Origin of the sequence: Shewanella sp. CAL98-MNA-CIBAN-0140, assembly GCF_040309905.1 — a bacterium.
GTDB classification, from domain to species: domain Bacteria; phylum Pseudomonadota; class Gammaproteobacteria; order Enterobacterales; family Shewanellaceae; genus Shewanella; species Shewanella psychromarinicola.
Genome location: NZ_JBEOPI010000039.1, coordinates 1 through 25,239, shown reverse-complemented (window position 1 = coordinate 25,239; position 25,239 = coordinate 1). Strand labels below are relative to the sequence as shown.

General features: G+C 42.8%; 25 protein-coding genes. 15 read left to right on the top strand and 10 right to left on the bottom strand.

The genetic code is table 11. The annotated features are described in order from the left end of the window. Positions 1-575: 575 nt before the first annotated feature. Positions 576-755, bottom strand: a complete 180-nt coding sequence (locus AAEY93_RS17035; RefSeq protein ID WP_101032739.1) for a hypothetical protein — start codon at positions 753-755, stop codon at positions 576-578. Between the two features lie 499 nt (positions 756-1,254). Between AAEY93_RS17035 and AAEY93_RS17030 the strand changes: the two genes are divergently transcribed. Then, entirely contained in the window at positions 1,255-1,503 is a 249-nt protein-coding gene (locus AAEY93_RS17030; RefSeq protein ID WP_335687374.1) for a hypothetical protein, read from the top strand. Positions 1,504-1,583: 80 nt separating this feature from the next. Here AAEY93_RS17030 and AAEY93_RS17025 read toward each other — a convergent pair whose 3' ends face one another. Beyond that, on the bottom strand, positions 1,584-2,786 hold the full coding sequence (locus tag AAEY93_RS17025) for an ammonium transporter (RefSeq protein ID WP_101032737.1): 1,203 nt from the start codon (positions 2,784-2,786) through the stop codon (positions 1,584-1,586). A 404-nt stretch (positions 2,787-3,190) separates the two neighbouring features. On the opposite strand from AAEY93_RS17025, the gene AAEY93_RS17020 reads away from it, so the two are divergent. From AAEY93_RS17020 to AAEY93_RS17010, 3 genes are all read left to right on the top strand, one after another. Next, positions 3,191-3,328, top strand: a complete 138-nt coding sequence (locus AAEY93_RS17020) for a hypothetical protein (protein WP_157822210.1) — start codon at positions 3,191-3,193, stop codon at positions 3,326-3,328. Between the two features lie 403 nt (positions 3,329-3,731). After that, on the top strand, positions 3,732-4,274 hold the full coding sequence (locus tag AAEY93_RS17015) for a carboxymuconolactone decarboxylase family protein (RefSeq protein ID WP_101032736.1): 543 nt from the start codon (positions 3,732-3,734) through the stop codon (positions 4,272-4,274). A 150-nt stretch (positions 4,275-4,424) separates the two neighbouring features. Continuing rightward, on the top strand, positions 4,425-5,072 hold the full coding sequence (locus AAEY93_RS17010) for a DsbA family oxidoreductase (protein WP_101032735.1): 648 nt from the start codon (positions 4,425-4,427) through the stop codon (positions 5,070-5,072). Positions 5,073-5,129: 57 nt separating this feature from the next. On the opposite strand, the gene AAEY93_RS17005 is transcribed toward AAEY93_RS17010, so the two are convergent. Further along, positions 5,130-7,487, bottom strand: a complete 2,358-nt coding sequence (locus AAEY93_RS17005; protein ID WP_351078537.1) for an FdhF/YdeP family oxidoreductase — start codon at positions 7,485-7,487, stop codon at positions 5,130-5,132. After that, positions 7,480-8,295, bottom strand: a complete 816-nt coding sequence (gene fdhD, locus AAEY93_RS17000) for a formate dehydrogenase accessory sulfurtransferase FdhD (RefSeq protein ID WP_101032733.1) — start codon at positions 8,293-8,295, stop codon at positions 7,480-7,482. Before fdhD ends, AAEY93_RS17005 begins: the two co-directional genes overlap by 8 nt. 133 nt (positions 8,296-8,428) lie before the next feature. Between fdhD and AAEY93_RS16995 the strand changes: the two genes are divergently transcribed. The 6 genes from AAEY93_RS16995 to AAEY93_RS16970 all read left to right on the top strand — a co-directional run bounded on the left by AAEY93_RS16995 (position 8,429) and on the right by AAEY93_RS16970 (position 14,116). Continuing rightward, the gene (locus AAEY93_RS16995) at positions 8,429-9,325 is read left to right on the top strand and encodes a LysR family transcriptional regulator (protein WP_101032732.1); all 897 of its coding nucleotides are present in this window, start codon (positions 8,429-8,431) and stop codon (positions 9,323-9,325) included. A gap of 302 nt (positions 9,326-9,627) precedes the next feature. Next, a complete protein-coding gene (atcJ, locus tag AAEY93_RS16990; protein ID WP_101032731.1) occupies positions 9,628-9,912 on the top strand; it encodes a cold adaptation protein ActJcold adaptation protein ActJ in 285 nt (94 codons plus the stop codon). 7 nt (positions 9,913-9,919) lie between these two features. Further along, on the top strand, positions 9,920-10,462 hold the full coding sequence (gene atcA, locus AAEY93_RS16985) for a cold adaptation protein AtcA (protein WP_101032730.1): 543 nt from the start codon (positions 9,920-9,922) through the stop codon (positions 10,460-10,462). Further along, positions 10,459-11,214: a cold adaptation protein AtcB gene (gene atcB / locus AAEY93_RS16980; RefSeq protein ID WP_101032729.1), complete on the top strand. Its 756-nt coding sequence runs from the start codon at positions 10,459-10,461 to the stop codon at positions 11,212-11,214. Before atcA ends, atcB begins: the two co-directional genes overlap by 4 nt. 11 nt (positions 11,215-11,225) lie before the next feature. After that, positions 11,226-12,119 (top strand): cold adaptation protein AtcC, encoded by an 894-nt coding sequence (gene atcC / locus AAEY93_RS16975; protein ID WP_101032728.1) that lies wholly within the window; start codon positions 11,226-11,228, stop codon positions 12,117-12,119. A gap of 767 nt (positions 12,120-12,886) precedes the next feature. Beyond that, positions 12,887-14,116 (top strand): dicarboxylate/amino acid:cation symporter, encoded by a 1,230-nt coding sequence (locus AAEY93_RS16970; protein WP_101032727.1) that lies wholly within the window; start codon positions 12,887-12,889, stop codon positions 14,114-14,116. 65 nt (positions 14,117-14,181) lie between these two features. Here the strand turns inward: AAEY93_RS16970 and AAEY93_RS16965 are convergent, their stop codons facing one another. Further along, positions 14,182-15,369: a GGDEF domain-containing protein gene (locus AAEY93_RS16965; RefSeq protein ID WP_351078531.1), complete on the bottom strand. Its 1,188-nt coding sequence runs from the start codon at positions 15,367-15,369 to the stop codon at positions 14,182-14,184. A 413-nt stretch (positions 15,370-15,782) separates the two neighbouring features. On the opposite strand from AAEY93_RS16965, the gene AAEY93_RS16960 reads away from it, so the two are divergent. Both AAEY93_RS16960 and AAEY93_RS16955 read left to right on the top strand, forming a co-directional pair. Further along, positions 15,783-15,911, top strand: a complete 129-nt coding sequence (locus tag AAEY93_RS16960; protein ID WP_351078528.1) for a hypothetical protein — start codon at positions 15,783-15,785, stop codon at positions 15,909-15,911. Between the two features lie 13 nt (positions 15,912-15,924). Further along, positions 15,925-16,464 carry an NUDIX hydrolase gene (locus AAEY93_RS16955; protein WP_101032725.1) on the top strand — a complete coding sequence of 180 codons (540 nt, stop codon included), beginning with the start codon at positions 15,925-15,927 and terminating at the stop codon, positions 16,462-16,464. Positions 16,465-16,551: 87 nt separating this feature from the next. Here the strand turns inward: AAEY93_RS16955 and proC are convergent, their stop codons facing one another. The 5 genes from proC to AAEY93_RS16930 form a co-directional block, all read right to left on the bottom strand. Beyond that, the gene (gene proC, locus AAEY93_RS16950; RefSeq protein ID WP_269801273.1) at positions 16,552-17,391 is read right to left on the bottom strand and encodes a pyrroline-5-carboxylate reductase; all 840 of its coding nucleotides are present in this window, start codon (positions 17,389-17,391) and stop codon (positions 16,552-16,554) included. Between the two features lie 75 nt (positions 17,392-17,466). After that, positions 17,467-18,714, bottom strand: coding sequence for a glutamate-5-semialdehyde dehydrogenase (locus AAEY93_RS16945; protein ID WP_351078524.1), 1,248 nt, complete (start codon positions 18,712-18,714; stop codon positions 17,467-17,469). Continuing rightward, positions 18,711-19,817 (bottom strand): glutamate 5-kinase, encoded by a 1,107-nt coding sequence (proB, locus tag AAEY93_RS16940; protein ID WP_101034738.1) that lies wholly within the window; start codon positions 19,815-19,817, stop codon positions 18,711-18,713. Before proB ends, AAEY93_RS16945 begins: the two co-directional genes overlap by 4 nt. A 20-nt stretch (positions 19,818-19,837) precedes the next feature. Continuing rightward, a complete protein-coding gene (gene putP, locus AAEY93_RS16935; RefSeq protein WP_101032722.1) occupies positions 19,838-21,334 on the bottom strand; it encodes a sodium/proline symporter PutP in 1,497 nt (498 codons plus the stop codon). A 3-nt stretch (positions 21,335-21,337) separates the two neighbouring features. Then, positions 21,338-21,514, bottom strand: coding sequence for a hypothetical protein (locus tag AAEY93_RS16930; RefSeq protein WP_198554751.1), 177 nt, complete (start codon positions 21,512-21,514; stop codon positions 21,338-21,340). Between the two features lie 817 nt (positions 21,515-22,331). Here AAEY93_RS16930 and acuR point away from each other — a divergent pair. The 3 genes from acuR (at position 22,332) to AAEY93_RS16915 (ending at position 25,029) form a co-directional block, all read left to right on the top strand. Further along, positions 22,332-23,000, top strand: coding sequence for an acrylate utilization transcriptional regulator AcuR (gene acuR / locus AAEY93_RS16925; RefSeq protein WP_101032721.1), 669 nt, complete (start codon positions 22,332-22,334; stop codon positions 22,998-23,000). Positions 23,001-23,092: 92 nt separating this feature from the next. Further along, positions 23,093-24,076 (top strand): acrylyl-CoA reductase (NADPH), encoded by a 984-nt coding sequence (acuI, locus tag AAEY93_RS16920; protein ID WP_351078552.1) that lies wholly within the window; start codon positions 23,093-23,095, stop codon positions 24,074-24,076. A gap of 431 nt (positions 24,077-24,507) precedes the next feature. Next, positions 24,508-25,029, top strand: a complete 522-nt coding sequence (locus tag AAEY93_RS16915) for a VF530 family protein (RefSeq protein WP_101032719.1) — start codon at positions 24,508-24,510, stop codon at positions 25,027-25,029. The last annotated feature ends 210 nt before the right edge of the window (positions 25,030-25,239 follow it).

The window sequence follows — 25,239 nt, the reverse complement described above, 5'->3', positions numbered from 1 at the left end:
CAGAGGTGAATTCAACTATATTTCTTTTTTTAGGTTTAAGCTATTGATTAATATTGACTATACACTACAGGTGTTTATGTAAGATGACGTAAGCCTCCACTTTTGGTGTTGTTTTTTTGTGTACATAAAGGCGCCATTGGGCTGGTGGGCGAGCGCTACAATAGGGTACAAGGAGGCTTATTTTATCAAGGCGTCAGCGCAGTGTTAGAAGTGACCTTAGATCAAAATTGAGACCTTGAGCACTTATTGGTAATGCCAATAGCATGTTCGGCAAGGGGAAATCGGCTATGTTGTCGGTTCAGTTACTGGCAAGGTGCATTTTTACGGCCTAACTAAAACCAGCATGCAACTTGAAGGTATTGCGCTACATTGATGTGTGATTGAAAGCGATAAGACTTGACTCTATGCCGGTAAAGAGAAGCCGGGGTGTAATATCGAGTCATCCATCCATGGGTCATACGTTCAAAAAGTGAGCCTGCGAGATTTGATTTTGTTGGGGATTAACAACGTCGACTCTGACTCACGTTAATAATTCACATTATTACTCGTCTCAATAGTTGTCTACAGTAGTGCCTCTATCTTCTGCGTGCTTTATCTTCTGCGTGATCAATGAGCATATCAATTACACAATAAACATCACTGCTATTCTTTAATAAGCTGTAACCCGAAATGTCTGTGATTGCATAGGGCGAAACTAATGCAGAGTCAGTATTATAATTTGCCAGCATTTGGTTGGTTTCAAATTCATCACTCATCGCTTCAAGACTTCAAGTCAATACTGTTATAGCGGACAGAGTGCTTCTGGCAATGGTGTAAGGACATTGGCTTAATATCGTTACCAGTATGTTAGGCCGTAAAAGTACAACATTGGTGTATAAAGCATGGAAGAGAAGAGTCGCTTTATAAGCGTGAGATCTTGCTCAACCTTGGGTTGCTTAACACATCTTGGCGGCTGACAAAGATTGTCGAGAATTATTGCTGCATCAGTTCGTTGCAATCCAGCGTAAAGCTCAATGAGCTAGTGCTGATGTCATTGTTAAGTGTTCTTACGTGGCTAATGTCTGGAAGAAGGTCCCATTGAGCAGACCATATTGATTGGGTGAAACCGGATTGAAATTCTTTTAGTGTTCAGAGTAATGTGCAGATGCATTACTGCACTTAGGTACCTTATTAATCCGCAATGCGATAAAATATAAGCCAATAATGAGTTATGTCATATCGCTAACTTGGCACTGAAATTGGTAAGGAAAATGAATGAATATTGAAAACGATGTGATAGATAATTTAGCAGAATTAGAGCGTTTTTTACTTTCGGTAGAAAAGGGCGGTTTAGGTTTAGAAGGGGTTGTAGGCGTTGGTATGGCAACCAATAATGCTGATGGTCGTCATTTTGTTGCCGTATTTGGTGACAATCATAAACTGTTATTAACTCGCTGGATAACGGCTGAAATATTTGAAACCGGCAAAGAGATGGTGCAACACGGAGTAAAACCAAAGCACTGATAAAGCATACTTACTGATAAATTATCAAGGACAGAAACAAGATTTCTGTCCTTGATATTAGGCTAGTGAGTCAATTTAGCTTACTTATCTGAATTAGTTGAGCCAATTTTGTGTATGGCGAGATCCGCGCCAATAAACTCATCTTCTTGGCTTAAGCGTAAGCTCGATATTTTGTTCACTAAGCCATAAACAATGATACCGCCAACGAGTGCCACTACTACACCTGCAGTACTACCAATAAGTTGCGACATAAAGCTGACCCCACCCAGACCACCGAAGGCTTGTTGACCAAAAATACCTGCCGCGATACCGCCCCATACACCGCATAAACCGTGTAATGGCCACACGCCGAGTACGTCATCGATTTTGTTACTGCGTTGTAATCTTGTGTACACCAAGACAAATAACCCACCAGCCACACCGCCAACCACAAATGCGCCGACAGGATGCATTAAGTCAGACCCCGCGCACACCGCCACTAAGCCTGCAAGGGGGCCATTATGAATAAAACCAGGGTCATTTTTACCGACAATCAGCGCCACTACAGTGCCACCGACCATGGCCATTAAACTGTTAACCGCCACTAAGCCGCTGATCCCGTCAAGGGTTTGCGCAGACATGACGTTAAAGCCAAACCAGCCGACAATAAGCACCCATGAACCTAAGGCAAGAAAAGGGATATTTGATGGTGCAAAGGCTATTCCTGGTTTGCGCCCACGTCGAACACCTAATATATAAATGGCCACTAATGCGAGCCAACCGCCCATAGCATGAACGACCACAGAGCCAGCAAAGTCATGAAACTGTGCGCCAAATTGGCTTTCTAACCATGCCTGAAAACCAAAGTTACCATTCCACATTATCCCTTCAAACAGCGGATAAACAAAGGCAACAATCAATGCTGAAGCGAGTAAGAAAGGCCTAAAACGGCCGCGTTCAGCAATACCACCAGATACAATCGCTGGAATGGCTGCTGCAAAGGTCAGTAAAAAGAAAAATTTAACCAGCTGATAGCCATTATCGGTAGTTAAACTTTCAGCGCTGACAAAGAAGTGGCTACCGTAAGCAATTTGATAACCAATGACAAAGTAAGCCATGGCTGAAAAAGCAAAGTCAGTCAGAATCTTTACCAAGGCGTTGACCTGGTTTTTGTGCCTCACGGTGCCCATTTCTAAAAATGCAAAGCCAGCGTGCATGGCTAAAACCATAATTGCACCAAGTAAGATAAACAAGGTGTCTGCACTTTGTGCAATAAGGCCAATAGCATCACTAATATTATTCATTTCAGTTTCCACAAAATGATTCTCTTTTGAAATTCATGCTTTTATAAAGCAAAAGCCATTCCTAAATCACAGCCAAGTCATTATATTATTGACCTTGTATGGTGCAAATATATGAAAATATTGCTTAAGTTATCTGTGGAATGTTCAATATCAGTGCATTATTTGGCGTTTGTCATGCCAAATAATGCGCGTAATGACGGATGCTCATGGCGCGAATGTTTCAATTTGGTGCGTTTCTGCTTGTATTTGGTGCATTGTTCAGTGGCTAAATTAACCTTATGTTAACCATTATTATTAAGATAGTTCGTCCATCAAGTCGGTTGATAAATGGATGATCTGACAATCCCAATTCCCAATCCCCAGTAACTAATAACGAATCACTAGAACAGAATAATGGGAGTCATATGACAACAGCAAGAGTCGTAGAGGTCGGGATGCTCCCTTTTTGCAAACTGGGTAATCATCAACCCTATCGAGTCATGGCGGCTAAAGCGATTAAAGTGATAATAGTGATTAAAGCGATCACCGCTATCGCGGCATAAGAGATAGTTTTTTCACTGTGATGTCTCCAACTCTGGGACAATTAATGATCAAAAATTGTATAAGAAACGAATTTTTCTATCACTTATCAATATATTAGTCTGGATTTCACCCTAGAAAAAGCCAGTCAATGCGCTTGGTTAGTTGATCTTGTACTGGTTATCTATGCGGTTAATGCCACGTACATTAACCGCATAGATGTTATTGGCCAGCATCCTAATTAACGGACATTTTAAAAATATATCTTTCTGATAAAAATGAATATTTTAACGCTATGAATAAACATTAATACGAATTATGAACGATCGTTCCAAATCAACTTGAGCGCTTGCTCAAATTGATTTATAGTGGTCTCAATTCGAAACGCAACGCGCCTAAATTTATTTAGTTAGAAGAGAGAATATTATGACTGCATTTACAATTCACACTGTAGACACCGCACCAGAAGACAGCAAAGCAATGCTAGATGACACTAAAAAGCAAACGGGTATGATACCTAATTTATTTGGCGTGTTAGCCGAATCACCAAGCACGCTTAAGGCTTACCAACAGTTACATCAGGCTTTTTTAGACACATCATTTAACCCTGAAGAGCTAACGGTAGTATGGCAAACCATTAACGTTGAAAACGAATGTACTTACTGTGTGCCTGCACACACAGGTATTGCACATTCAATGAAAGTAGACCCAGCGTTAACTGAAGCACTACGTAATAAAGCGGCGATGCCAAACGCTAAATTACAAGCGTTACAAGATGCGACATTAAGTATCGTACGTAACCGCGGTAATATTTCTGAAGCAGAACTAGCAGCATTCTATGCCGCAGGTTATGGCCAGCAACAAGTGCTAGAAATCATCTTAGGCTTGTCACAAAAAGTGATCAGTAACTACACCAACCACGTGGCAAAAACACCGGTTGATGAGGTATTCAAAAAGTTTGCTTGGTAATTGTTGAGCGACATTTTTAGCGAAAATTATTATTCATGTAGATGAATGCATGACTCCCTAATACCAATGCCTGCGTTATCGCAAATGGTATTGGTATTTTTTTATCACGTTAGAGCGAAAAAGCGTACTTGAAGAGATGAGGACAGCCAAATGACAGCAAAGATTAAGCTCGATATTATTTCAGATGTAGTGTGCCCTTGGTGCATCGTCGGTTATAAACACTTAGAAGCGGCGATAAATGAACTTGGGCTGCAAGATCAAGTTGAGATTGAGTGGCAACCATTTGAACTTAACCCAAACATGCCTGCTGAAGGTGAAAATCTGCGTGAGCATTCAGCCAGAAAATACGCTACCACACCAGAAGGTAGCGTTCGTGCACGGGCAAATATTGCTCAACAAGGGGCTGAACATGGCTTTATTTTTGACTATTTTGAACAGATGAAAATGGTTAACACTTTAGACGCGCATGTGTTGTTGGAATACGCGAAAGAGGTGGGTAAGCAAACTGAGCTTAAACTGCGTTTATTCAGCGCCTTTTTTAGCGAACATAAAGATATTTCAAACCGTGAAATACTCACAGCAGAGCTCATTGCTGTGGGGATTAATGCCGCAGAAGCTATGAGTTTACTTGATAACGCTGCAGTGGCAGAACAGGTTCGTGCCAAAGAGGCCCATTGGCAACAACTCGGCATTTCGGGCGTACCTACGGTTATTTTTAATCAATCGAGTGCATTAACTGGCGCACATCCAGTTGAAGCGTATAAACAAGTTTTGGCCGATTTAGTTGCCCAGCGCTAACTGCGCGAGGGCTACATCGTTTGAGCATTGTTAATACTTAACCCGAGTTCAGGTTACTTACCCCTTAGCCACATTGATGACCTGTTTGGTTGATGGGGTGATAACCACTGGGATCGATTTTGAGGTCGGGGTGTCAGAGCCTATTCCTACGCTGTTGATCGACACTAGTGGGTTGGTTTCGGGGTAATAGGCAGCAATATTTCCGCGAGGAATATCATAAAAAATCACACTAAATCCTGACACTTTACGAACGATATTGTCATTGGCGATGGATTGAATATCAACCAGTTGGTCTTCAGCCAGGTTGAGTTTTTCCGCATCTTGTTGGTTCATAAACAGTACATTACGTTTACCTTTAACACCGCGGTATCTGTCGTCCATTCCGTAAATGGTGGTGTTGTATTGGTCGTGAGACCGCAGACTTTGTAATAACAAAATGGCTTGTGGAACGCCAGATTGTGACGTTAATGAATGACCTGTTTGTGCGTTGCTTGAGCAATCTGCAATAACTGAATCTGGCAGCATGCTTGCATTGAAGTGGGCTAATTGGTTGTCAGTTTTCCACACTCGCTGCGCCGCGCTATTATCGAGATAAAATCCGCCAGGTTGTTCGACACCTTGATTATAATTGCTAAACCCGGCAATGGTGTTTTCGATAAGATTACGGATAAGTGCGTAGTCGTCGCGCAGTGCTAGCCAGTCTAGTTTACGTGCAGCAGGGTCAGTTGCCGTGGGTTGAATAACGCGAGTATGGTTAAAGGTGGTATGGGCCATTTGGGCGACAATATCAATTTCAGATAAACATTGTTCTGAGGCGGGCTCAGTCATACCTGTTGAGGCATGCACCATACTAAAGGTGTCTTCAACAGTGATTTTTTGAATACCGCTTTGTTGTTTGTCTAATTCAGTTCGACCTAAACAAGGTAAAATTAAGCCGTCGTGGCTAACTTGTAAGTGGCTGCGATTGAGCTTAGTACTGATCTGTACATTCAATTCTGCATTGTTCATCGCTTGATGAGTAAAGTGGCTATCAGGCGCGGCGGCTGCCAGATTACCGCCTAGGCAAATTAACACCTTACTGTGTTTTGTGTGCAAGGCTTTAAGTGCTTCAACCACGTTATGGCCTGCTTGACGAGGTAAGGTGGTTGCAAGGTAATTGTCTAAGCGATCAATAAAATCGGCTGATGGTTTTTCGTTAATGCCCATGGTGCGATTGCCTTGCACATTACTGTGACCACGAACCGGACATAGTCCCGCACCTTTTTTGCCTATTTGCCCACAAAGTAAATGCAGGTTGATGACTTCACCAATGATATCGACTGAATGCTTATGTTGAGTTAAGCCCATGGCCCAGCAACTGATCACCGTCTTGCTGTCACTGAATACGGTAGCGGCTTGAATTATCTCCGCTTTTGTCAGCCCTGATTGTTGTTCAATTTTGTCCCAGCTAGTTTGCTTGACACTTCGTTGATAGTCATCAAAAAACGCGCTGTGCTGCTGGACAAAGTCATGATCAATTTTGTCAGGTCGTTGCTCGATAATAAATTTAGCCATGCCTCTAGCCGCAGCCATGTCGCCGCCTAGGGTAGGCGTTAAATACAAATGGCTAATTTTAGTGGCTGCTGGGGTGAGCAATTCTATCGGGCTTTGTGGGCTGGCAAATTTGTCTAAGGCGACTTCTTTGAGATTATTAAAGGTGACAATTTTACAACCTTGTTTGGCTGCCTTGCGTAGGGTGTTCATCATTCTTGGATGGTTAGTCCCAGGATTTTGGCCAAACACAAAAATTGCTTCTGCCGCATCAAAGTCATCTAGTACCACTGTACCTTTGCCAATCCCGATCGATTTTGTGAGCGCAATCCCGCTGGCTTCATGGCACATATTAGAACAATCTGGAAAATTATTGGTGCCATAAAGTCGGCCAAACAGTTGGTATAGATAAGAGGCTTCATTACTGGCGCGTCCAGAAGTGTAAAATTCAACTTGATCGGCGCTGCTTAAACTGTTGAGCTTAGTGGCGATAATCGAAAATGCCTCAGACCAAGTTACTGGTTCATAGTGATCGGTTATCGCGTTAAAGCGCATCGGTTCGGTTAAACGGCCTTGATACTCTAGCCAATAGTCGGTTTGTTTTGCCAGTTGGAGCACTGAATGTTGAGCGAAAAACTCACGGCCGACGCCTTTACCTGTCGACTCCCATGCCACGGCTTTTGCGCCGTTTTCACAAAATTGAAACGCACCTTGTTTGTTATCACCCCAGGCGCAACCTGGGCAATCAAAGCCATCGGTCTGATTGACGCGAAGCAAGTTTTTGAGATTTTGCTTGGTGCGCTGGCTACGAAGAACGTGGCTGAAGGTGGCTTGCAGTGATGGAAGTCCGCCGGCTTTTGTCGGTTTTTCGCTATGACTAGACATGTATTTCTCCGATAGGGCTCAGCGTCAGACGATTAATATCACAATAAGAATCGTAACTGGAATAACAAATAGGCGCTGAAAACCTGGGTATATGAATAATATTAAGGTTGTATTTTAGGGCGAGTTTGACGGCCAACTGGCTAGGTGAGGCGAGACTGATTAAGTTGTTTGCACCAAACAGAACCGCTTTATGGATCAGCTCACTGCTACAGCGACTGGTGATTAATAGCGTTTTACATAATGATTTTTGGTCTGAGGTGGTTTGCTTTATCAACAGGCCAATAAGTTTATCGAGCGCATTGTGACGCCCAATATCTTCACGACAGGCGATAATGTCGCCCTGTGGTGTTAACCCTAGCGCGGCATGTATAGCACCACTTTGTTGGGCTTTTATTTGGCTATCGGCAATGCGCTGTTTTAAGGTTTCAACGTCAGGTATGTGGATCGGGCGAGTCAGGGGTAATACGGCTAGGTTTGGAAAGGCATGTTCGATGGCTTCGACACCACAGATCCCACATCCAGTCGCCCCAACGAGCCGACGTTTTTTGCTGTTTAAGGTAAATAGGCAACGATTGGCGATGATAACATCGACCACAAATCCCTCGGCAGAAGGCGTGATCTTGATGTCGTGAACATCATGATTATGCTGAATAATGGCTTCTGAGAATAAAAAGCCAATGACAAAGTCTTCAATATCATCAGGGGTGACCATCATCACAGCATAGTTGATGCCATTGACGTTAATTGCCGCGGCGGCCTCCTCTACCAGATGTTCAATCGACGGTGACCATTTGTATGAAGCATTCATGTGTACAGACCCAAAACAAGACGTGGATCACATTTTAGAGGGGGCGAATATACAAAGCCAATCAAACAAATTTATACGGTGATAGTTTTTATCTATTAATATGATGTAATTGATAGGTAATTTTTGAGCGAATATGAATCTTAGGCAGTTACATTATTTCTACGAATTAGCGAAATTTAAGCATTTTGCCAAAGCGGCTAAGGCTTGTCATATTACCCAACCCACCCTGTCGGCCAGTATCACCGCTTTGGAAAAAAGTTTTGGTACCGAGCTGGTGGTGCGTGGTAGTCAGTTTGTCGCATTAACCGATGCGGGACAGATTGTATTGCATTATGCTGAAAAAATGCTGTTAGATCAGGCGGCGTTAAAGCAAGAACTCAGTGTCTTTAGCGGGCCGTTAATCGGCTCTCTTAGGATTGGTATTGTGCCGCAGTCGAGTGTTGATATCATGCCGATCATTAAACAATTTAATCAGTTGCATCCTAATATCGCGGTTACCTTGTTAGTGACGACCAATGAAAGGTTAATTGAGCAATTAACCTTGCATCAAATCGATATTGGGTTGGGGTTTGATGAAAATGTCACTGAGGCGAATCGACGTACGTTTCATTTTTACCCTCAGATTGATAACGACATGGCCATACTGGCAAGCCAAACATTAGTGTCTCAACTGGATATGAGCTTGCCAAACAAAGCGATAACGCTTAAGGATTTACAGCGTTTGCCACTGGTGTTGTTAAGCCAAAATATGCAGTTTAGGCGATATATTGATAATGCGATGGCACAAACCAGCCTGAGTTTTAATGTGGCGTTAGAAACCGATTCGCTGTTTCATTTAGTCAGCGCAGTAAAGCATAGTATTGGTTATGCGATTGTCAGTAGTGGCATTGCAAAATCTGCTCAGCAAGTATTCAATCTGCATTATCGGCCACTGCAAGGTATTAAATCTGGGCATACCGTGTTTATTACCCGTAAATACAGTGTGTCGCCTGCGATGCGTGAGTTTGTAAGTTTGATTGATATTCGTTAACTTGTGTAAATAGCGGCCCTCGACTTCAGCTTATTGCTGTGCCCCGTTAGCAAACGTAGAGCGGATGACGTTTTTTAGCTCAAACATCATCAAGCTTAGGGGGGGATATCAGCATGGTTGGAGTTAGCACAAGGTAATGGTAAGTCTTTTTGTGATTGTGGGTCGCTCAAATAGTTGAAACTTAACCTTGGTTTATGTTTGCTGCAAGCCTGTGAATGTTGATATAATAGCGGGCTAAAAAATTATTTATTTACAGACTTTTTTATCTCGCAATCACTGCCCCATCGCCTGCAGGAATAACTATGATTAACCACTTTAGTGTGCTGGGAGTCAGACCCAATGCCAAAGAAGATGACATAAAAAAAGCCTATAAACGTTTATCGAACAAGTATCATCCTGACAAATTACTTGGGGCGTCTGACGATGAAAAACAGCAAGCATCAATTCAGCTCCAACGAGTCAAAAAAGCTTACGAAGTGCTATCAGATAAAAAGCTGAGAAATGCTTTTATCAATGATTTTAACAACGTGATTGTCACTGATCCCACTGCCGCAATGCGGGAGTTGTGGGACGAATATTATTCCTGAGTATCCCATGGCTAAACATCTTAATATCTCACGCATTAATGAGCTAAAAAATAATGCCAATGACAATATAGAATCTTACAACGACCCTGATACGCCAAATGCGCTGGCACGATTTACTAGCCAAATCAGAGAGATATTGTTGGCCGATCCTGGGATGCTAGATTCAGTCCCTGAGTATTTACCCGTTGCGCTTTATGACAGGGTCAAGTTCTCTGCTGAATCAAAGCGCCAATGGGCACACTGGATTAGCTTGAATATTCATCCTAGTTGGGATGAATTTAAAACCACGATCGCGTTTAACAACGCCGATCTGCCTCTGGCGCTCGCGGTACGTAAATACAGCGAAGATCTGTTAATTGAAAGTTGTGCCGTGGTGTATTTGTTAGAGACTCAGGGACAATCTGAGCCGAAGCAAACGGCTGCGGATGATGATTCCAATGAGCATGATGGTGTCCATGAGCACGAGCGTGATGATAACGACGATTACGACACTGATTATGATAGCGATGAAGAAGGTTATTATGACCAATATGATGAGGAAATCGAATGAACAGTCTCATTGAAATAACAGCCGCGGAAATACAAGAACTGGCGAATGTTGAGCCGAAACAGGCAAGCAAGAGATTTGAGTTGATCGCGACGTCAATGTCTGATGATCAGTTGGTCGAAGTGATTGAGCAAATGGATATTGTCACCTTGACACAAATAAACAGTCAGCATGATATTTCGTGTCCATCGATTATGTCTGAGTTAATGACCCCAGAACAGATCCGTGACATCGTCTGCCAGCAGCCGCTTTACTGGGAAGAGAAAATCAAAAGTAATGCCGAAGAGTTAATGCATCATACTTTTGATTTTATGACTTATCTTATCCGAATTCAGGACAGCGAAGAGAAACAAACTGCCATATTAGAGTGTTTAGCGGAAGATCCCGCTGCACTGTTTTATCTCTCTATTCCTTTTATCGAGCTTATCTTAGGCGGAACCAGTGGCGATGACGATGAGAGCAACGACACTTATGATGATGAAGCGGATGAAGAAACGGTGGGTTACTCTGATTGGCAAGCCGATGAAGAGGCTCACAGTCTCAGCATTGATGATCCTCGTAGTCTATTGGCGTTGATCCGCGAAAGGGCGCCTAATGTTGAGAAGTCGATTAAGAATATGCTGCGCAACACCGGCTCTGACTGGCAGTTAATTATCAGTCAGTTTGCTAGCGAATTAGTGATCCAGGCGAAAGAAAAGAACCAAGTCACCGACGAGTATGCTGAAGTTGATGACATGTTTAGCTTTCTTGATTAAGGGTTCTGCAAATGCAATTGGTAATACGTGACGAAAATCAGGGTCCCTATCTGAGTCGGGTGTTGGCTTATGGCCTAACCGAGGGCTTGCTCAGTAATGAGCAGCTGGGACAGATCAAAGCCAAAGCCATTTTGATGAGCCTTAAGTTCGCTGATAAGTTCTATAACAAGTATAAAATGCATTTGCTTGAAGAAGCAGCGCAGGATGTGATTGGTATTGTCAGCATTGGCTTGATGGCGTTATCGGACCAAAATCAGGCTAATGCTATAGCGTTGCTGCTCAATGATGACGGCGTGGTTAAGTCATTCCAGAAGGGTTGGGGCATGCTGACTAAAGTCAGCCAATACCGGCTTCATGGTAAATCGATTTATGGCAACGTGGATAAAATTTTGCTTGATCAAGTATCGAGCCCTCCCGATTGTGATGAATGGCAAGGTTGGGTTTGTTACCAAGAGGCATTAATTGAGCATAATCGTCAGCAATCTATTAATGCCTTGTTGGCGCAGTTTTACATTGCCGGCACCTTCGATCCCATGGATCACCTCAACCTAGAAAGTACCCTAGCAGAAGCGGTGTTGTATCGGATATTTTGCGACGGTAAAAAAGTGCGCCAAGATCTTAAACGACGAGTGGCTCGTATTGAGCTCGAACCTGAATGGTTTAATCTCGACTTTATCGAGCATCAAACCAAAACGGCGCTTGCCGAATTACCTAATGAACTTGCTGATGCTATCCGTCTAGATTTAGGTAAGAATTTTAATCCGGCACTGCTGCGTACGCTGCATTTTTCCCGAAGTTATCAGGCATTAGCGTTGAAAAATGCTTCTCCTGAACGATTGGAGCGCTTGGAATACAAGGAAGGCTTAATTGGTCTACTTGGCTGGCCACTCTATATCGACATGTAGTTTAGGTTTGGGGAGCTTGCCAGTGAGCAAGCTCCCTGAATTGCTGTATATGACGACGGCTATTTTATTCCTCATTGATATACTGCCTAAAAACCGCTGACAACAGTGGTGTTGCACATCACATCGATGATCTACTCTGACTTAACAAAGATCTTATTGCATAACGCATTGATTTTATAGAGCACTTATTTCATAGAGCTCTTATTGCATAAAGCACTGATTTAATAGCTACCTTATTCATATCGCGTTGACTCAACATCGCACCTATTGATACACCACAGTGTGGTGCTTGACTGGCATCTTGCATTCTTACGAGCTATATCTGAGTTTGGATGTGGTGTTAATGATCATCGCAGTCCGTTGGTAAAGCAGATTTTTGTCCGTGCCCTGAAGCGTTAATGATTGCAATTCAAGCGCTGTTAAATAGTTAATCCCCATTCACACTAACAACATTACCCTGAGTAGGTACAACAAAAAAGTGTATGGATAAGCCTTGAATTAACAAGCTTATAAGGTGCTGAGTAGCACACTTATTATTAACCATTGCTAAAATACGGTTGTAGTTGGTATCGTATTGGTTTTGTGCCATATTTTAGCATTAACGTTAATATAGAGATGTTACATTTGTCGGCAATAATACAGGTTAACTGCATGATAAGTTTACTTTACTTTCGACATTACCCTGTGGGTTGTTAATGCCTCAAGCGTTCATTGGGTCAAGTCTGCTGACCATTTGTTGTTTTGTTTAATTGTCCTTAGGATCCATTATGTTCAAAAGCCTACGTGCTTATCGTTCGTCCATTATTTTACTGAGTGCCTTACTGCTGGGCGGATTGTTTGGTGGGTTATTGCCTGAACTGGCCATAAAGCTCAAACCGATTGGGCAAATTTTCCTCAATCTTTTGTTTATGATTATTGTGCCTCTGGTCGCGGTGAGTGTAATGTCGTCAATTGCCCACATGACCGATTTAAAGAAATTAGGCGCCATACTGGTATCGATTATGGCGGTGTCGATTGTGATGGCGATCATCCCCTCTGTCGGTGTGGTGTTGCTGGCGTTAGCTTACGATCCTGCACAAGGGGTGACACTTGATCTGGCTAATACTGTCGATGCAGCATCAGGTAGTATGGATTTTGTCAGCTTATTAACCACCAATGATTTTGTCGGGCTGTTATCTAAATCAAATATTTTAGCGCTGATTATTATGTCGGTTATTGGCGGTGTTGCGATTGGCCAGTCTGGTGAAGATGGCGTGAGAGTCGGGCGCATGCTAGACAGTGTCAATACCGTGATTATGAAAGTCATTTCGATATTAATGCATGCCGCGCCTATTGGTCTTGGGGCATATTTTGCCGCGACGATGGCCAGTCAAGACACTGAACTGATGGGCACATTTGCTCGAGCTGTCGGACTATTTTTTGTGGCAATGGCGATTTACCTTACTCTAGGGTCGACGTTATATGCGTGGATTGGAGGTGGTGTGCAAGGCGTGAGACGATTCTGGCAACATATGCTTGAACCTGCCGTGACCGCATTAGGTACCAGTTCATCGTTAGCAACCTTACCCGTGACCATTCGCAGTGCCGCTAAAATGGGCTTGAACGAGCAAATTGCAGAGATTAGCTTGCCATTATTAGTCAATCTTAATAAGGGCGGCGCAGCTGCGATTACGGCATTAAAAATCGTGTTTATTTATTCTTTATTAGGACTCGATTTTACTACCGATGTGTTTATGCTGACGATTTTAATTTCAGTATTATCGGCGTTTGTTATTGGTGGGGTGCCAGGCGGAGCATTTTTAGGTGAAATATTTATTGTCACGACCTTAGGATTACCCATGGAGGTTATTCCTATTTTAGTGGTGATTGGGGCTATTACAGATGCGGCTTCAACGGTGATTAATGTGGTGCATGACTTAACCGCAACCCAAATTATTGAGCGCATCAATGGTAAGCATTATGCTCGCTTGACACCTGACAACGAACGCCTTGAGTAGGCTTGGCGATAAAGCCTAACAGATGGTATGCCACAGTATGATATTAGATTCTACTGTGGCTTTTTTTAGGCGACTGCAACGCGGTTTCGTCCTTGTGCTTTTGCCAGATATAAGGCTTTGTCTGCACGACCCAACAGGCTGTAGGCACTGTCTTTAATAGTATATTGGGCTACACCTACACTGATAGTAAGCGCCATACCTTGAATGTTCTGTGTAGCAATATAGCGGCGTAACCTTTCGGTTAATTCGATGGCATCGGCCGATGTTGTGTTAGGTAATACCACCACAAACTCTTCACCACCCCAACGGGCTAATAGGTCGTCATTACGCATTTGGCTTTGTAGCAATTGTGCGAGTTCATACAATACGTGGTCACCCACAAGATGACCGTGATTGTCATTAATTCGCTTAAAATGATCTATATCGATAATGGCAACCGAGATAGGGTATTGAAGAGACGATGACGGCTTGAGTAATGGGGGAATGGTATTGCTATCTGTGACGTTATCGATAACGGATGAGTGTGCTACAGGTGACAACGGTGCTTTACCCTCTGCTCTCCGCGGTGGATGTACTGTGTCGGTATTTGCGGCAGGGATGGTAAGCAGTTTATCGAGTACTACATCGAGCTTTTCACGGTTATAAAGTCCGGTGAGTTTATCTGTTTCAGCCATTTTTTGGATTTCTATATTGCGTAGCGCGAGCTTTTTATAGGCTGAAAAACGGGTTTTTTCGTAATATCGCAATAATAAAATTTGCGCAATACACACCTCAATAACGTTAAATAAAGATCCTGTTCCAAAGGTCACTGGCTGAGGGTTTTGAGTTTGCAGGTAAACTAATAAGGCACATACGCTAAATGTGACGCATGAAATAAACGTTCCCCATTTTCGACCAATAAGAAAAAACGAAAAAGGTGGAATGAGCGTTGCCCAAAATAATGAGTGGGAGTGACCCTTAGTCGAGATCACAAACAGCATGATTAAACTGGCTACCATGATGGTGACAGCCCATGATGTTATTTTAACATGTCCCGTTTTGCGAAAGCGGTAGTAAATACCCAATGAGGTTAATAAACCGAAACCATCGAGTAAGGCATATTGATAACCTTCAAAATAGAACAGGTTGATCAGGGTAAGAATGAGAAAGTAACTCGTGGTAATGAGTAACGAATGCTCGATTAAGCGAATGCGCCAGTAATCGGAATGATCAGGCGGATATTGAGGGAATTTTTTGTACCAAAATCTAATCATAAGCAACTTCCATGGAGAATTAAGCGAACACTAATTTTGTAAACTCGATAACAATATCATTCAAGCCATTACTCGTTGATCATTAATAATAGATAAAATATTGAAAATAACCGCCTAAATAAACGATTATTACATGATTATGGCATGACAGAGTGATGATCGTTTCATGGTTTTGTTTGAATGAACATCTGAATGTCAAAACCAGCACCCATAGTATGTTAGTCAGTCATACTGATAGGACTTTTGGGGTCATCTATCTGTTGTTTTTTTTGGGTTAAGAGCCTAAACCAAAACCATATTGATGGTCAACAATATGGCCAACAATGGACATCCATGAGTATTGCCAAATGTTGTCATCCCATTGCTGATATTTAGCGTCACCGATAGCGCGATATCACTCAGCGGCAAAACTCATGGTTTCTACTTCAACCCAGCTCGCCATTGTAGAGACTTATTTATGCCCACAAATTCATATTGATTTAACCGATACGGTAAACTTGAAGCATGTGGTTTGGCAACGTATCATGCGTTTTTTATTGTGATGAGCCCAATATAATGCGCCATTTAACCACTCGTTATCATATCGACACTCCTGAAGACTTTATTACGGCGAATCAACAAACGATGCTGACGCGGCTTGCTACTCGTGCCATTGTGGTGCGTGATAACCAGATACTGATGTTATATACACAACGTTATCATGACTATTCATTGCCTGGTGGTGGGGTTGATGCGGGTGAGGATATAGAGCAAGGGCTTATTCGCGAGTTACAAGAAGAGACGGGCGCCCAAGACATTCGCAATATTAATGCGTTTGGTTTGTATGAAGAATATCGTCCTTGGCTGCGAGATGGCCATACGTCGGTTAATATGCTGTCTTATTGCTTCACTTGTGATATCGACAATCAACTGGCTGAGACCCAATTTGAAGCTCACGAAATTAATAACGGCATGATGCCAGTATGGATTGATATTGATGAAGCGATTGAGCACAACCTTGAGACTATCGCCAACAGTAGCAAAAAAGGCTTATCGATTGAACGAGAAACCTTTCTGCTGAAACTGATTAAACAAGAGTTACTGAGCCAGTATTAAGCCTGTGAGGATGAATGAGTCAAGCGCTATATGCAGACCATTGCTCTGTTAGCAGGGTGTTGTTAACGTCAGTTTCGGGTTTTGAGACTAGCCTATAGACAGTTCTTTAGCTCTTGTTGCCGCGCATGCCATTGCGCTGGCAACGAGTTCATCAAGCTCACCATCTTGAAATGCCAATATGGCTTGTTCTGTTGTCCCTTTAGGAGAGGTCACTTGGTGGCGAAGGTTAGTCAAATTATGCTGACTATTAATCGCCATTGATATCGCTCCCATCGCACTGTGAAGCACTGCTTTAATGGCAGTTTCTTTTGGGAGTCCTTGTTCAATGGCGGCTTTTTCCATCGCTTCTAAAAATAAGAATAAATACGCTGGAGAGCTGCCTGCTGCGGCCACTATGGTAGACATTTGACTTTCATCTTGTAGCCATACGGTTTCACCAACGGCACGCATCAGACTTTCTGCGAGTGCAATGTCATTATCGTGGGTGTTAGGACCTGCGAATAAACCTGTTAATCCTTCACCAATGGCGGCCGGCAAGTTTGGCATGGCACAAATGACTTTGGGTGAATGATTTAGTTTTTGGCAGATCGTGGCATGTTTTATTCCCACCGCAATCGAGATGACTAATTTACGGTTATCGTGTTGCATAACCTCACTCAATTGTTCACACACCACAGGTACCACAAAAGGCTTAACGGCAACAATGATGACATCGGCAAATGCTACTGCGGCAGTATTATCTTGATGCACCCTAACATTGAATTTATCGATTAAGTTGTGTCGGGTGGTTTTGCTTGGGGCGCACACTAAAATATTGGCACTGTTATGACCTTGTTTCAGTAGGCCGCTGATAATGGCTTTTGCCATGTTGCCGCCACCGATAAAGGCGATACAAGTATTGGGATCTAATGGTTGATGTTGAGAGATAATAAACTCCGAAAGTGTCTCTAAAAAGAAAAGGCCATGCTTTCGCTTGGCCTTTTGTCTGTAATACCTATTTGATTATGCGCGGACTTGACCTTCACCGCTGACTAAGTATTTCTCAGTGGTGAGTGACTCAAGACCCATTGGGCCGTAGGCATGCAATTTACTCGTCGCAATACCAATTTCAGCACCTAGACCGAGTTCGCTCCCATCAGAAAAACGTGATGACGCATTGACCATGACGACCGAAGCATCCACAGTGCGTTGAAAACGCGTAGCCGTTGAGTCATTTTGGGTACAAATCACTTCAGTATGATGGCTACCAAAGCGGCGGATATGATTGATAGCATGATCAAAATCAGTCACTTGTCTAATCGCAATTTCTAAATCTAAATATTCTTGGCCAAAATCATCATCACTAATGACGTTGGCATGCTCAAAATATTGTTGGGCATTTTTACTGACATTAATTCGCACCTTATGTGCGGCAAGCTCGGCTGCCACTTTCGGTAAAAAGGCTGCGGCTACGTCTTGATGTACCAATAATCCCTCTAGGGCATTACATACACCCGTGCGTTGAGTTTTGCCGTTAAGCAATAAAGACATCGCAATATCGAGATCGGCATCTTTATCAACATACAGATGACAAACACCTTTAAAGTGCTGAATAACAGGGATTTTGCTGTTATCAGTAACAAAGTTGATTAAGCCTTCTCCACCACGTGGAATAATGACATCAATAAAGTCACGCTGCTGCATTAGTTCCAGCATTAAGGCACGATCCGGATCGGGTATCACGGTAATAAGCGCCGGTGGTAACTGATTTGCTTGCAAGACATTCTGTAAAATCGAAGCAATGATTTTACTTGAATGTAATGCTTCTTTACCGCCACGCAGTATCACGGCATTACCCGATTTAAAACATAACGCGCCTGCATCAGCGGTGACATTTGGGCGTGCTTCATAAATCATGCAAACGACCCCTAAAGGTACGCGCATTTTTTGAATATTAAGCCCATTTGGTCGCTGACATATTTCACGTACTCTGCCAACCGGATCGGGTAACGACGCCACCGTTTCGATGCCTGCAGCCATTGATTCAATGCGCTCTGATGTCAGAGTCAGTCTGTCTATCATTGCCGCGCCTAATTCAGCTTTTTCGGCATGGTCAAGATCCAATAAATTAGCTTTGATGATATCGTCGCTATGAGCTCTAAGTGCTCGGGCCATATCAAGTAAAATGGTATTTTTAACTTGCTCATCTAATAGGGCTAGAGTTTGTGCAGCATTAGCTGCGGCTTGTGATAAGTCTTTAATTAAACTCATATTTGCTCCAATATGGCGATGTTTTTGTCAGAGATCAGTGGGCCTGTCTTTTGCTGGGCATTGTTGGCAAACTCACGATCTTCTTTATCTGCAATAAAATGTAATAAACAACTACTATAGTTTGATTTGGCTTTTGCCAATTTAGTGCCATCGCCTTTGCGCACTAAAACGGTATCGCCGACGGAAAAGTTGCCTCTTACGGCCACTACATCGTCACTGGTCAGTTGGGTATCATGTTTTTGAAGGTCGGCGCTAAAGTCATTTTCGACGATTAATTCACCTAAAATTTGTGATGTATGCGTCATCCAATGTAATAGATCTTTCATTGGTACATCATATGGCTCAAATAAAGTGCCCGGGTTTTGACCTTTAAGAAGCTGATTAAATGTGTCTGCATCAAAGCCATCCACAATCATAGTTTCAATGCCGTGTGAAATGGCTTTCTCTGCAGCCTCAATTTTGGTAAACATACCGCCAGTACCCACACTACTGGTGGCACCGCCTGCCATCGCGTAGATGTCGGCATTGATTTCACTGACTTGCTTAATTAGTGTGGCATCATCATGTAAATTAGGGTTTTTAGTATAAAGCCCTTTTACGTCTGAGCAGATAATTAACGCGTCGGCATCCGCTGCGGCTGCGACCATGGCGGATAAATTGTCATTGTCTCCAACGCGTAACTTAGCTGTGGTAGCAGCATCATTTTCGTTGATAATGGGTAGTAGCCCATGCTCTAACAGGGTGGCAATGGTATTTTTAATGCTGATATAACGATCACGATCGCGTAAATCACCGTGGGTGAGTAATAGCTGCGCCGAAGGGAAATCGAACAACTTATCCCAAGTTGCCATCATATCGGCCTGGCCTGCTGCTGCCATCGCTTTTTTGAGCGACACCGTTGGTTCTGCAAGGTCAGAGAATAGATGTCTTCCCGCAGCAACGGAGCCTGAAGACACCAACACAACTTGGCATCCTTGAGCACGACAGGTGGCGATAAACTGGGCTATACCTAATAAATAACGACTGCTACAGCCTTGTTGGTTAGGTGCAATTAACGCGCTTCCCACTTTAACGACAATCCGTTTCCAATGGGTAGTTGACATAGTATGAATATCTTCCATCTTTACAGTTCCTCAGCTAAAACACGATTGGCTTTATGAAAAGTCTTAACGGTTTTATGGCAAGGGTCGGCATCCAGTGCACTGGTAATAAAAATCACTACACTGCTGACAATAAAGCCGGGGATCATTTCGTACATCACGCTGGATAACGCTTTTCCATCTGCAAGTACAGGAGCATATATCCAAAATAGGACGGTGATAGCACCTGATAAAATACCCGCGACAGCCGCTTTATGGGTCAGGTTCTTTTTATATAGGCAACACAGTACCAGTGGACCAAAGGCCGCACCAAATCCAGCCCATGCATTGCTGACTATCGATAAGATACTGTTTGAGCGATCGAGCGCCAGTAAGCTGGCGACAATACCGACACCTGCTACACCATAACGTCCCATTTTGACCATTTCTTTCTCAGTTGACTCTTTTTTCGAAATAACTCGATAAATGTCTTCGGTCAGAGAACTTGACGACACTAATAACTGTGAAGAAATCGTGCTCATAATGGCAGCTAAAATGGCTGCTAAAAGGAAGCCACTGATTAGTGGGTGAAACAATAATTCAGAAAAGACAATAAAGATGGTTTCAGGATCGCCTATTTTCATGTCGAATTTATTGGCGTAGGCAATACCCACTAGACCTGTTGCCAGCGCACCAATAATGGTGACTGTCATCCAACTCATGCCAATTCGTCGTGCTGCTTTGATATCAGACACTGAACGGATAGCCATAAAGCGCACGATAATGTGTGGCTGACCAAAATAACCTAGGCCCCAAGACAGACTGGAAATTAACCCGAGCATTGTGACATTTTGCATCGCATCAGAAAAATGCGGGATCGACTCATAAGCAAAGCCCATCATTTTATCAGCACTGCTAAACTCTTGATATGCCACAACGGGTACCAGAATCAAGGCAACAAACATGATACAGCCTTGAACAAAGTCAGTCATGCTGACGGCTAAAAAACCACCGAGTAAGGTATAAGATACAACCACACCTAGGGTAATCACCAGTCCGAGTTCATAATTTAAATCAAATGCAGAGACAAATAATTTTCCCCCAGCGACGAGTCCTGCCGAGGTATATAAGGTAAAGAAGATAACAATGATAATCGCCGCGATAATCCGCACATGACTGTTTGGTGCGTGGAAGCGTTTAGCAAAAAATTCAGGGATCGTTAGGGAGTCACCCGCAACTTCGGTATAAACCCGTAATTTAGGTGCCACGATCAAATAATTAATCAATGCCCCCGCTAATAGGCCTATCGCAATGTAGATGGTTTCGAAGCCGACTAAGAACATGGCACCTGGCAAGCCCATTAGCATCCAGCCACTCATATCGGATGCACCTGCTGACAGTGCGGTAACTTGTGGGCTGACTTTACGGCCACCCAAAATATAACCCGATACATCGCTGGTTGATTTTTTATATGCAAACAATCCAATGCTTAGCATTACGAGAAAATAGATTGCTAATGAGACATAGGTTAGGTAATGCATATATTATTTGCCTCCTAACGCTTTATCATGTTGAATCCCATTAGGTTTCAACATGACAAAGAGATAGGTGCTTAAAATGGCGCATAAACACAATAACTGCGAAGCTTCTTTCAGCTTTAATGTTGTGGTGTTCCAAATGGTTGTAATGAGATTTTCTTCGCTTGACGTGTCCGTTGACATATTGAGCTCCTGGGTTCTGGTTAATCGGTTTATTGCTAAATAATTTATATTCAGCAATAAAAAACCACCAAATTAGTTAGTGGTCTAATCATATTAACATCATTTGGGGTAAAATTTCCAATCTAATCTCAGACAGAAAGATAATGGAAGCGTACTTTTGGCGTCGCTCCAGCTTATTTATTTATTGGAAACATTTACTGTACGGCTGGTGATCACGGCTCATTACTCGATGCAACTGCTTAAGGATTGTTTGATTATAGGTGTGTGTTTTTTCTGAATAAAATTAAATTATATTTATAAGTTATTGTATTGATATTAATTGTGTTTTAATTCTTTAGTGAGTAAATTTTAGGTTTAAATGTTGTTACGTTTAAAGTCGTTGATCTAGCTTGTCTATCGAACAACCTCTTTCGGACTAACGTGACACGATATTACTAGGCGATGATAATGCATAAGTAAAACGGGTATAGATGATTATAGAACGAATGATTCGAGCTCAAGCAATCTAATTAAGATAGTTTGAATTCAAATTTATTGGATTTACACCTTTCAGGTTGATTTGATCTATCGACCATGTCTCGCCCCCTCAAAGCCTTTATAACGTCAATGGTTTTAAATCGCTTGTGCATAGCATTAACCTTATAGAATCAGGATTGCGGTTTCAGTAGATAGTCGCTGACTCAGTGAGGTCGCGCGTTAGTTAATGGTGCATGTTAATCCCGTAATAGTGCAAATTTGTGTGACTAAATAAGCGTCATGTTGCGATTTTTCATATTACTACTGTATTTAAATAGACGTTCGGTCTAATATAGGTGTTATGAATAATTTAAGCTTAGATTCAATGTCGAGTCCACACACAAGTGCAACCGAGAAACCGCGTCGTGGCCGGCCACCTAAAATATCGCGTGATAATCCTGATACGCGGGCAGAGCTTATCCGAAGTGGCCTTGAGCAACTAACAGAGCAAGGTTTTGCTTCATCGGGTATTGAACCTATTTTGAAAAAGGTGGGCGTACCAAAAGGCTCTTTCTATCATTACTTTGCCAGTAAAGAGGCTTTTGGACAGGTGGTATTGCAAAATTATGCCGACTATTTTTTACGTAAACTTGAAATTCACCTTTTAGATGAATCTTATTTACCCCTAACACGGATCCGTCATTTTGTAGCAGATGCTAAAGCAGGAATGATCCGTTATGAATTTAAGCGTGGTTGTTTGGTGGGGAACTTAGGTCAAGAAGTGGGTGTATTACCCGACAGTTTTAGACCGCAAATTATTGAGATATTCGTTAGCTGGCAAGACTGTCTAGCCCGTTGTCTTAAGGATGCACAACTACATGGCGAGCTTGCAGAAAGTGCAAATTGCCAGCTTTTAGCCGAAAACTTTTGGGTAGGTTGGGAGGGCGCAGTAAGTCGAGCAAAGTTGGTGCAGCAGGCCACACCGCTAGATAATTACTGCGACCTTTTCATGGCCGCATTACCTAAATAACCTTAGCTTACTGACCCCTTCTCTTAAGTCGAGTTGAGGTTAATAAAATTTTTAATTATTAATAGACGACCAGTCTAAATTAGGAGCACATGATGTTTAATGGCATGTTAATTGAGAAAGATGATCAAGGTTACCGCACCACAGTGAAAAGTATTGATGAAAGTGTGCTATCTGAAGGTGATGTTACGGTAAAAGTGCTTTATAGCACGCTTAATTACAAAGACGCCCTCGCCATTACCGGTAAAGCGCCCGTGGTGAGAACCTTTCCTATGGTGCCCGGCATAGATTTAGTGGGCATAGTAGAACACAGCGATAGCGCTAAGTTTGCCACTGGCGATACGGTATTATTGAATGGTTTTGGCGTAGGTGAAAATCATTGCGGGGGCTTGGCAACTAAAGCGCGTTTAAAAAGTGAATGGCTTATTCCATTGCCAAGTGCGTTTTCACCGCAACAAGCTATGGCGATTGGCACCGCAGGCTATACTGCGATGTTATGTGTAATGGCACTTGAGAAAAATGGCCTAACCCCAGATAAAGGTGAAGTGCTAGTAACAGGCGCTAATGGCGGTGTTGGCAGTTTTGCTATCGCTATTTTAGCTAAGCTCGGATATCACGTAGTGGCTTCTACTGGCCGTGTTGATGAAAGCGACTACTTGAAAAAGCTAGGGGCTAAAGACATTATTGATCGCGCGACCTTATCTGAAGCGGGTCGTCCATTGGCCAAAGAGCGTTGGGCAGGTGCGGTTGATTCTGTTGGCAGTCATACATTAGCCAATGTGTGTGCCAGTATGAAATATGGCGGGACGGTTGCAGCATGTGGTTTGGCACAGGGTATGGATTTTCCTGCTAGCGTAGCCCCTTTTATTTTACGTTGCGTGACGTTAGCGGGTGTCGACAGTGTAATGCGACCTTTAGCCGATCGTATTGAGGCATGGCAACGTCTGGGCGAGATCATTGACCCTGCCGTTTTCGATGACATTGTTCACGAAATCAGCTTGACTGAAGCGATTGATGTGGCAAGTGACTTATTGGCAGGTAAGGTTCGCGGTCGTGTGGTTGTTGATGTAAATCGTTAATCTAATGAGCGTCAACATCGCTAGTATAAGCTAACATGGTTGTCAGTCAGAGTTTATTTGGCTGACAACATTCAACGCCGTTACAATAACTGACGTTCGCAACCGGCTATGGTTTGATTAATCGCTATTTGGTTTAAAACGTTATTTGATCCAATAGGCAGATTACTTTACCTTGTGTTAACGAACCATAACGTATTTTTCCTCGATATCTTTCAGCCTTGTTGTCATATCAGTCTGGTAGCAATAGTAGTAGCAGTCATATCAGTCTGGTAGTAATAAATCAGAAGGCGATTGTTAACTGCCGCGTGAAAAATAATGGGTTTTATTTAACTCAGCGTTAGGGCATGTGCAAGATGCATAAAGACGATGGCGCATTTTAACGGTAAACTAGACATATTTATAGAGATAGCTTTTTGAGGTCATGAGATAGCATGATAGAACTACAGCAAAATAATCCACTCCACGGTTTAAAATCAGAAACGATGATCTCTGAATTAGTGGCATTTTATGATTGGAAAATTTTATACGCCGCGATGCATTTAGAATGTTTTAATACCAATCCGAACACGGCCGCGTGTGTTTCGTTTCTTAAGAAGACTGAGTGGGCGAGGGAGCGTGTTGAAAACTTTTATCTATACCGTTTCAAGCGTATGCCAAAAGGCAACTCAGCCCAGTTTGAGTTAAAACCCCGTGAACGCGGTTTTGCTGACGGTATAAAACCGCGTAAACCTCAGCCGTTAACGGTTGAGTTAGTCGCCGAGATGAAAGCCAAAGCCACCGCTGATTATGACCAGATGAAACATAATCAAAGTCGTTCATATGCTTCTTCGTCATCTTCTTCAAATTCATATTCTTCGTCGAGTCGCTCAAATGACAGTGATGCAGTGACACAGCGCAGTAATAACAAAAAGCCGCAGCCTACATTTGATCCCCATAATCCGTGGAATAAATAACCACTAGACTGATCTCATGTCAAAGGACGCTATAAAAGGGAAAAGCCTAGATGCTAGGACGCTACGCTGCTAGATGCTATACAGGCGAAAAGCCTAGATGCTAGGACGCTACGCTGCTAGACGCTATACAGGCGAAAAGCCTAGATGCTAGGACGCTACGCTGCTAGATGCTATACAGGCGAAAAGCCTAGATGCTAGGACGCTACGCTG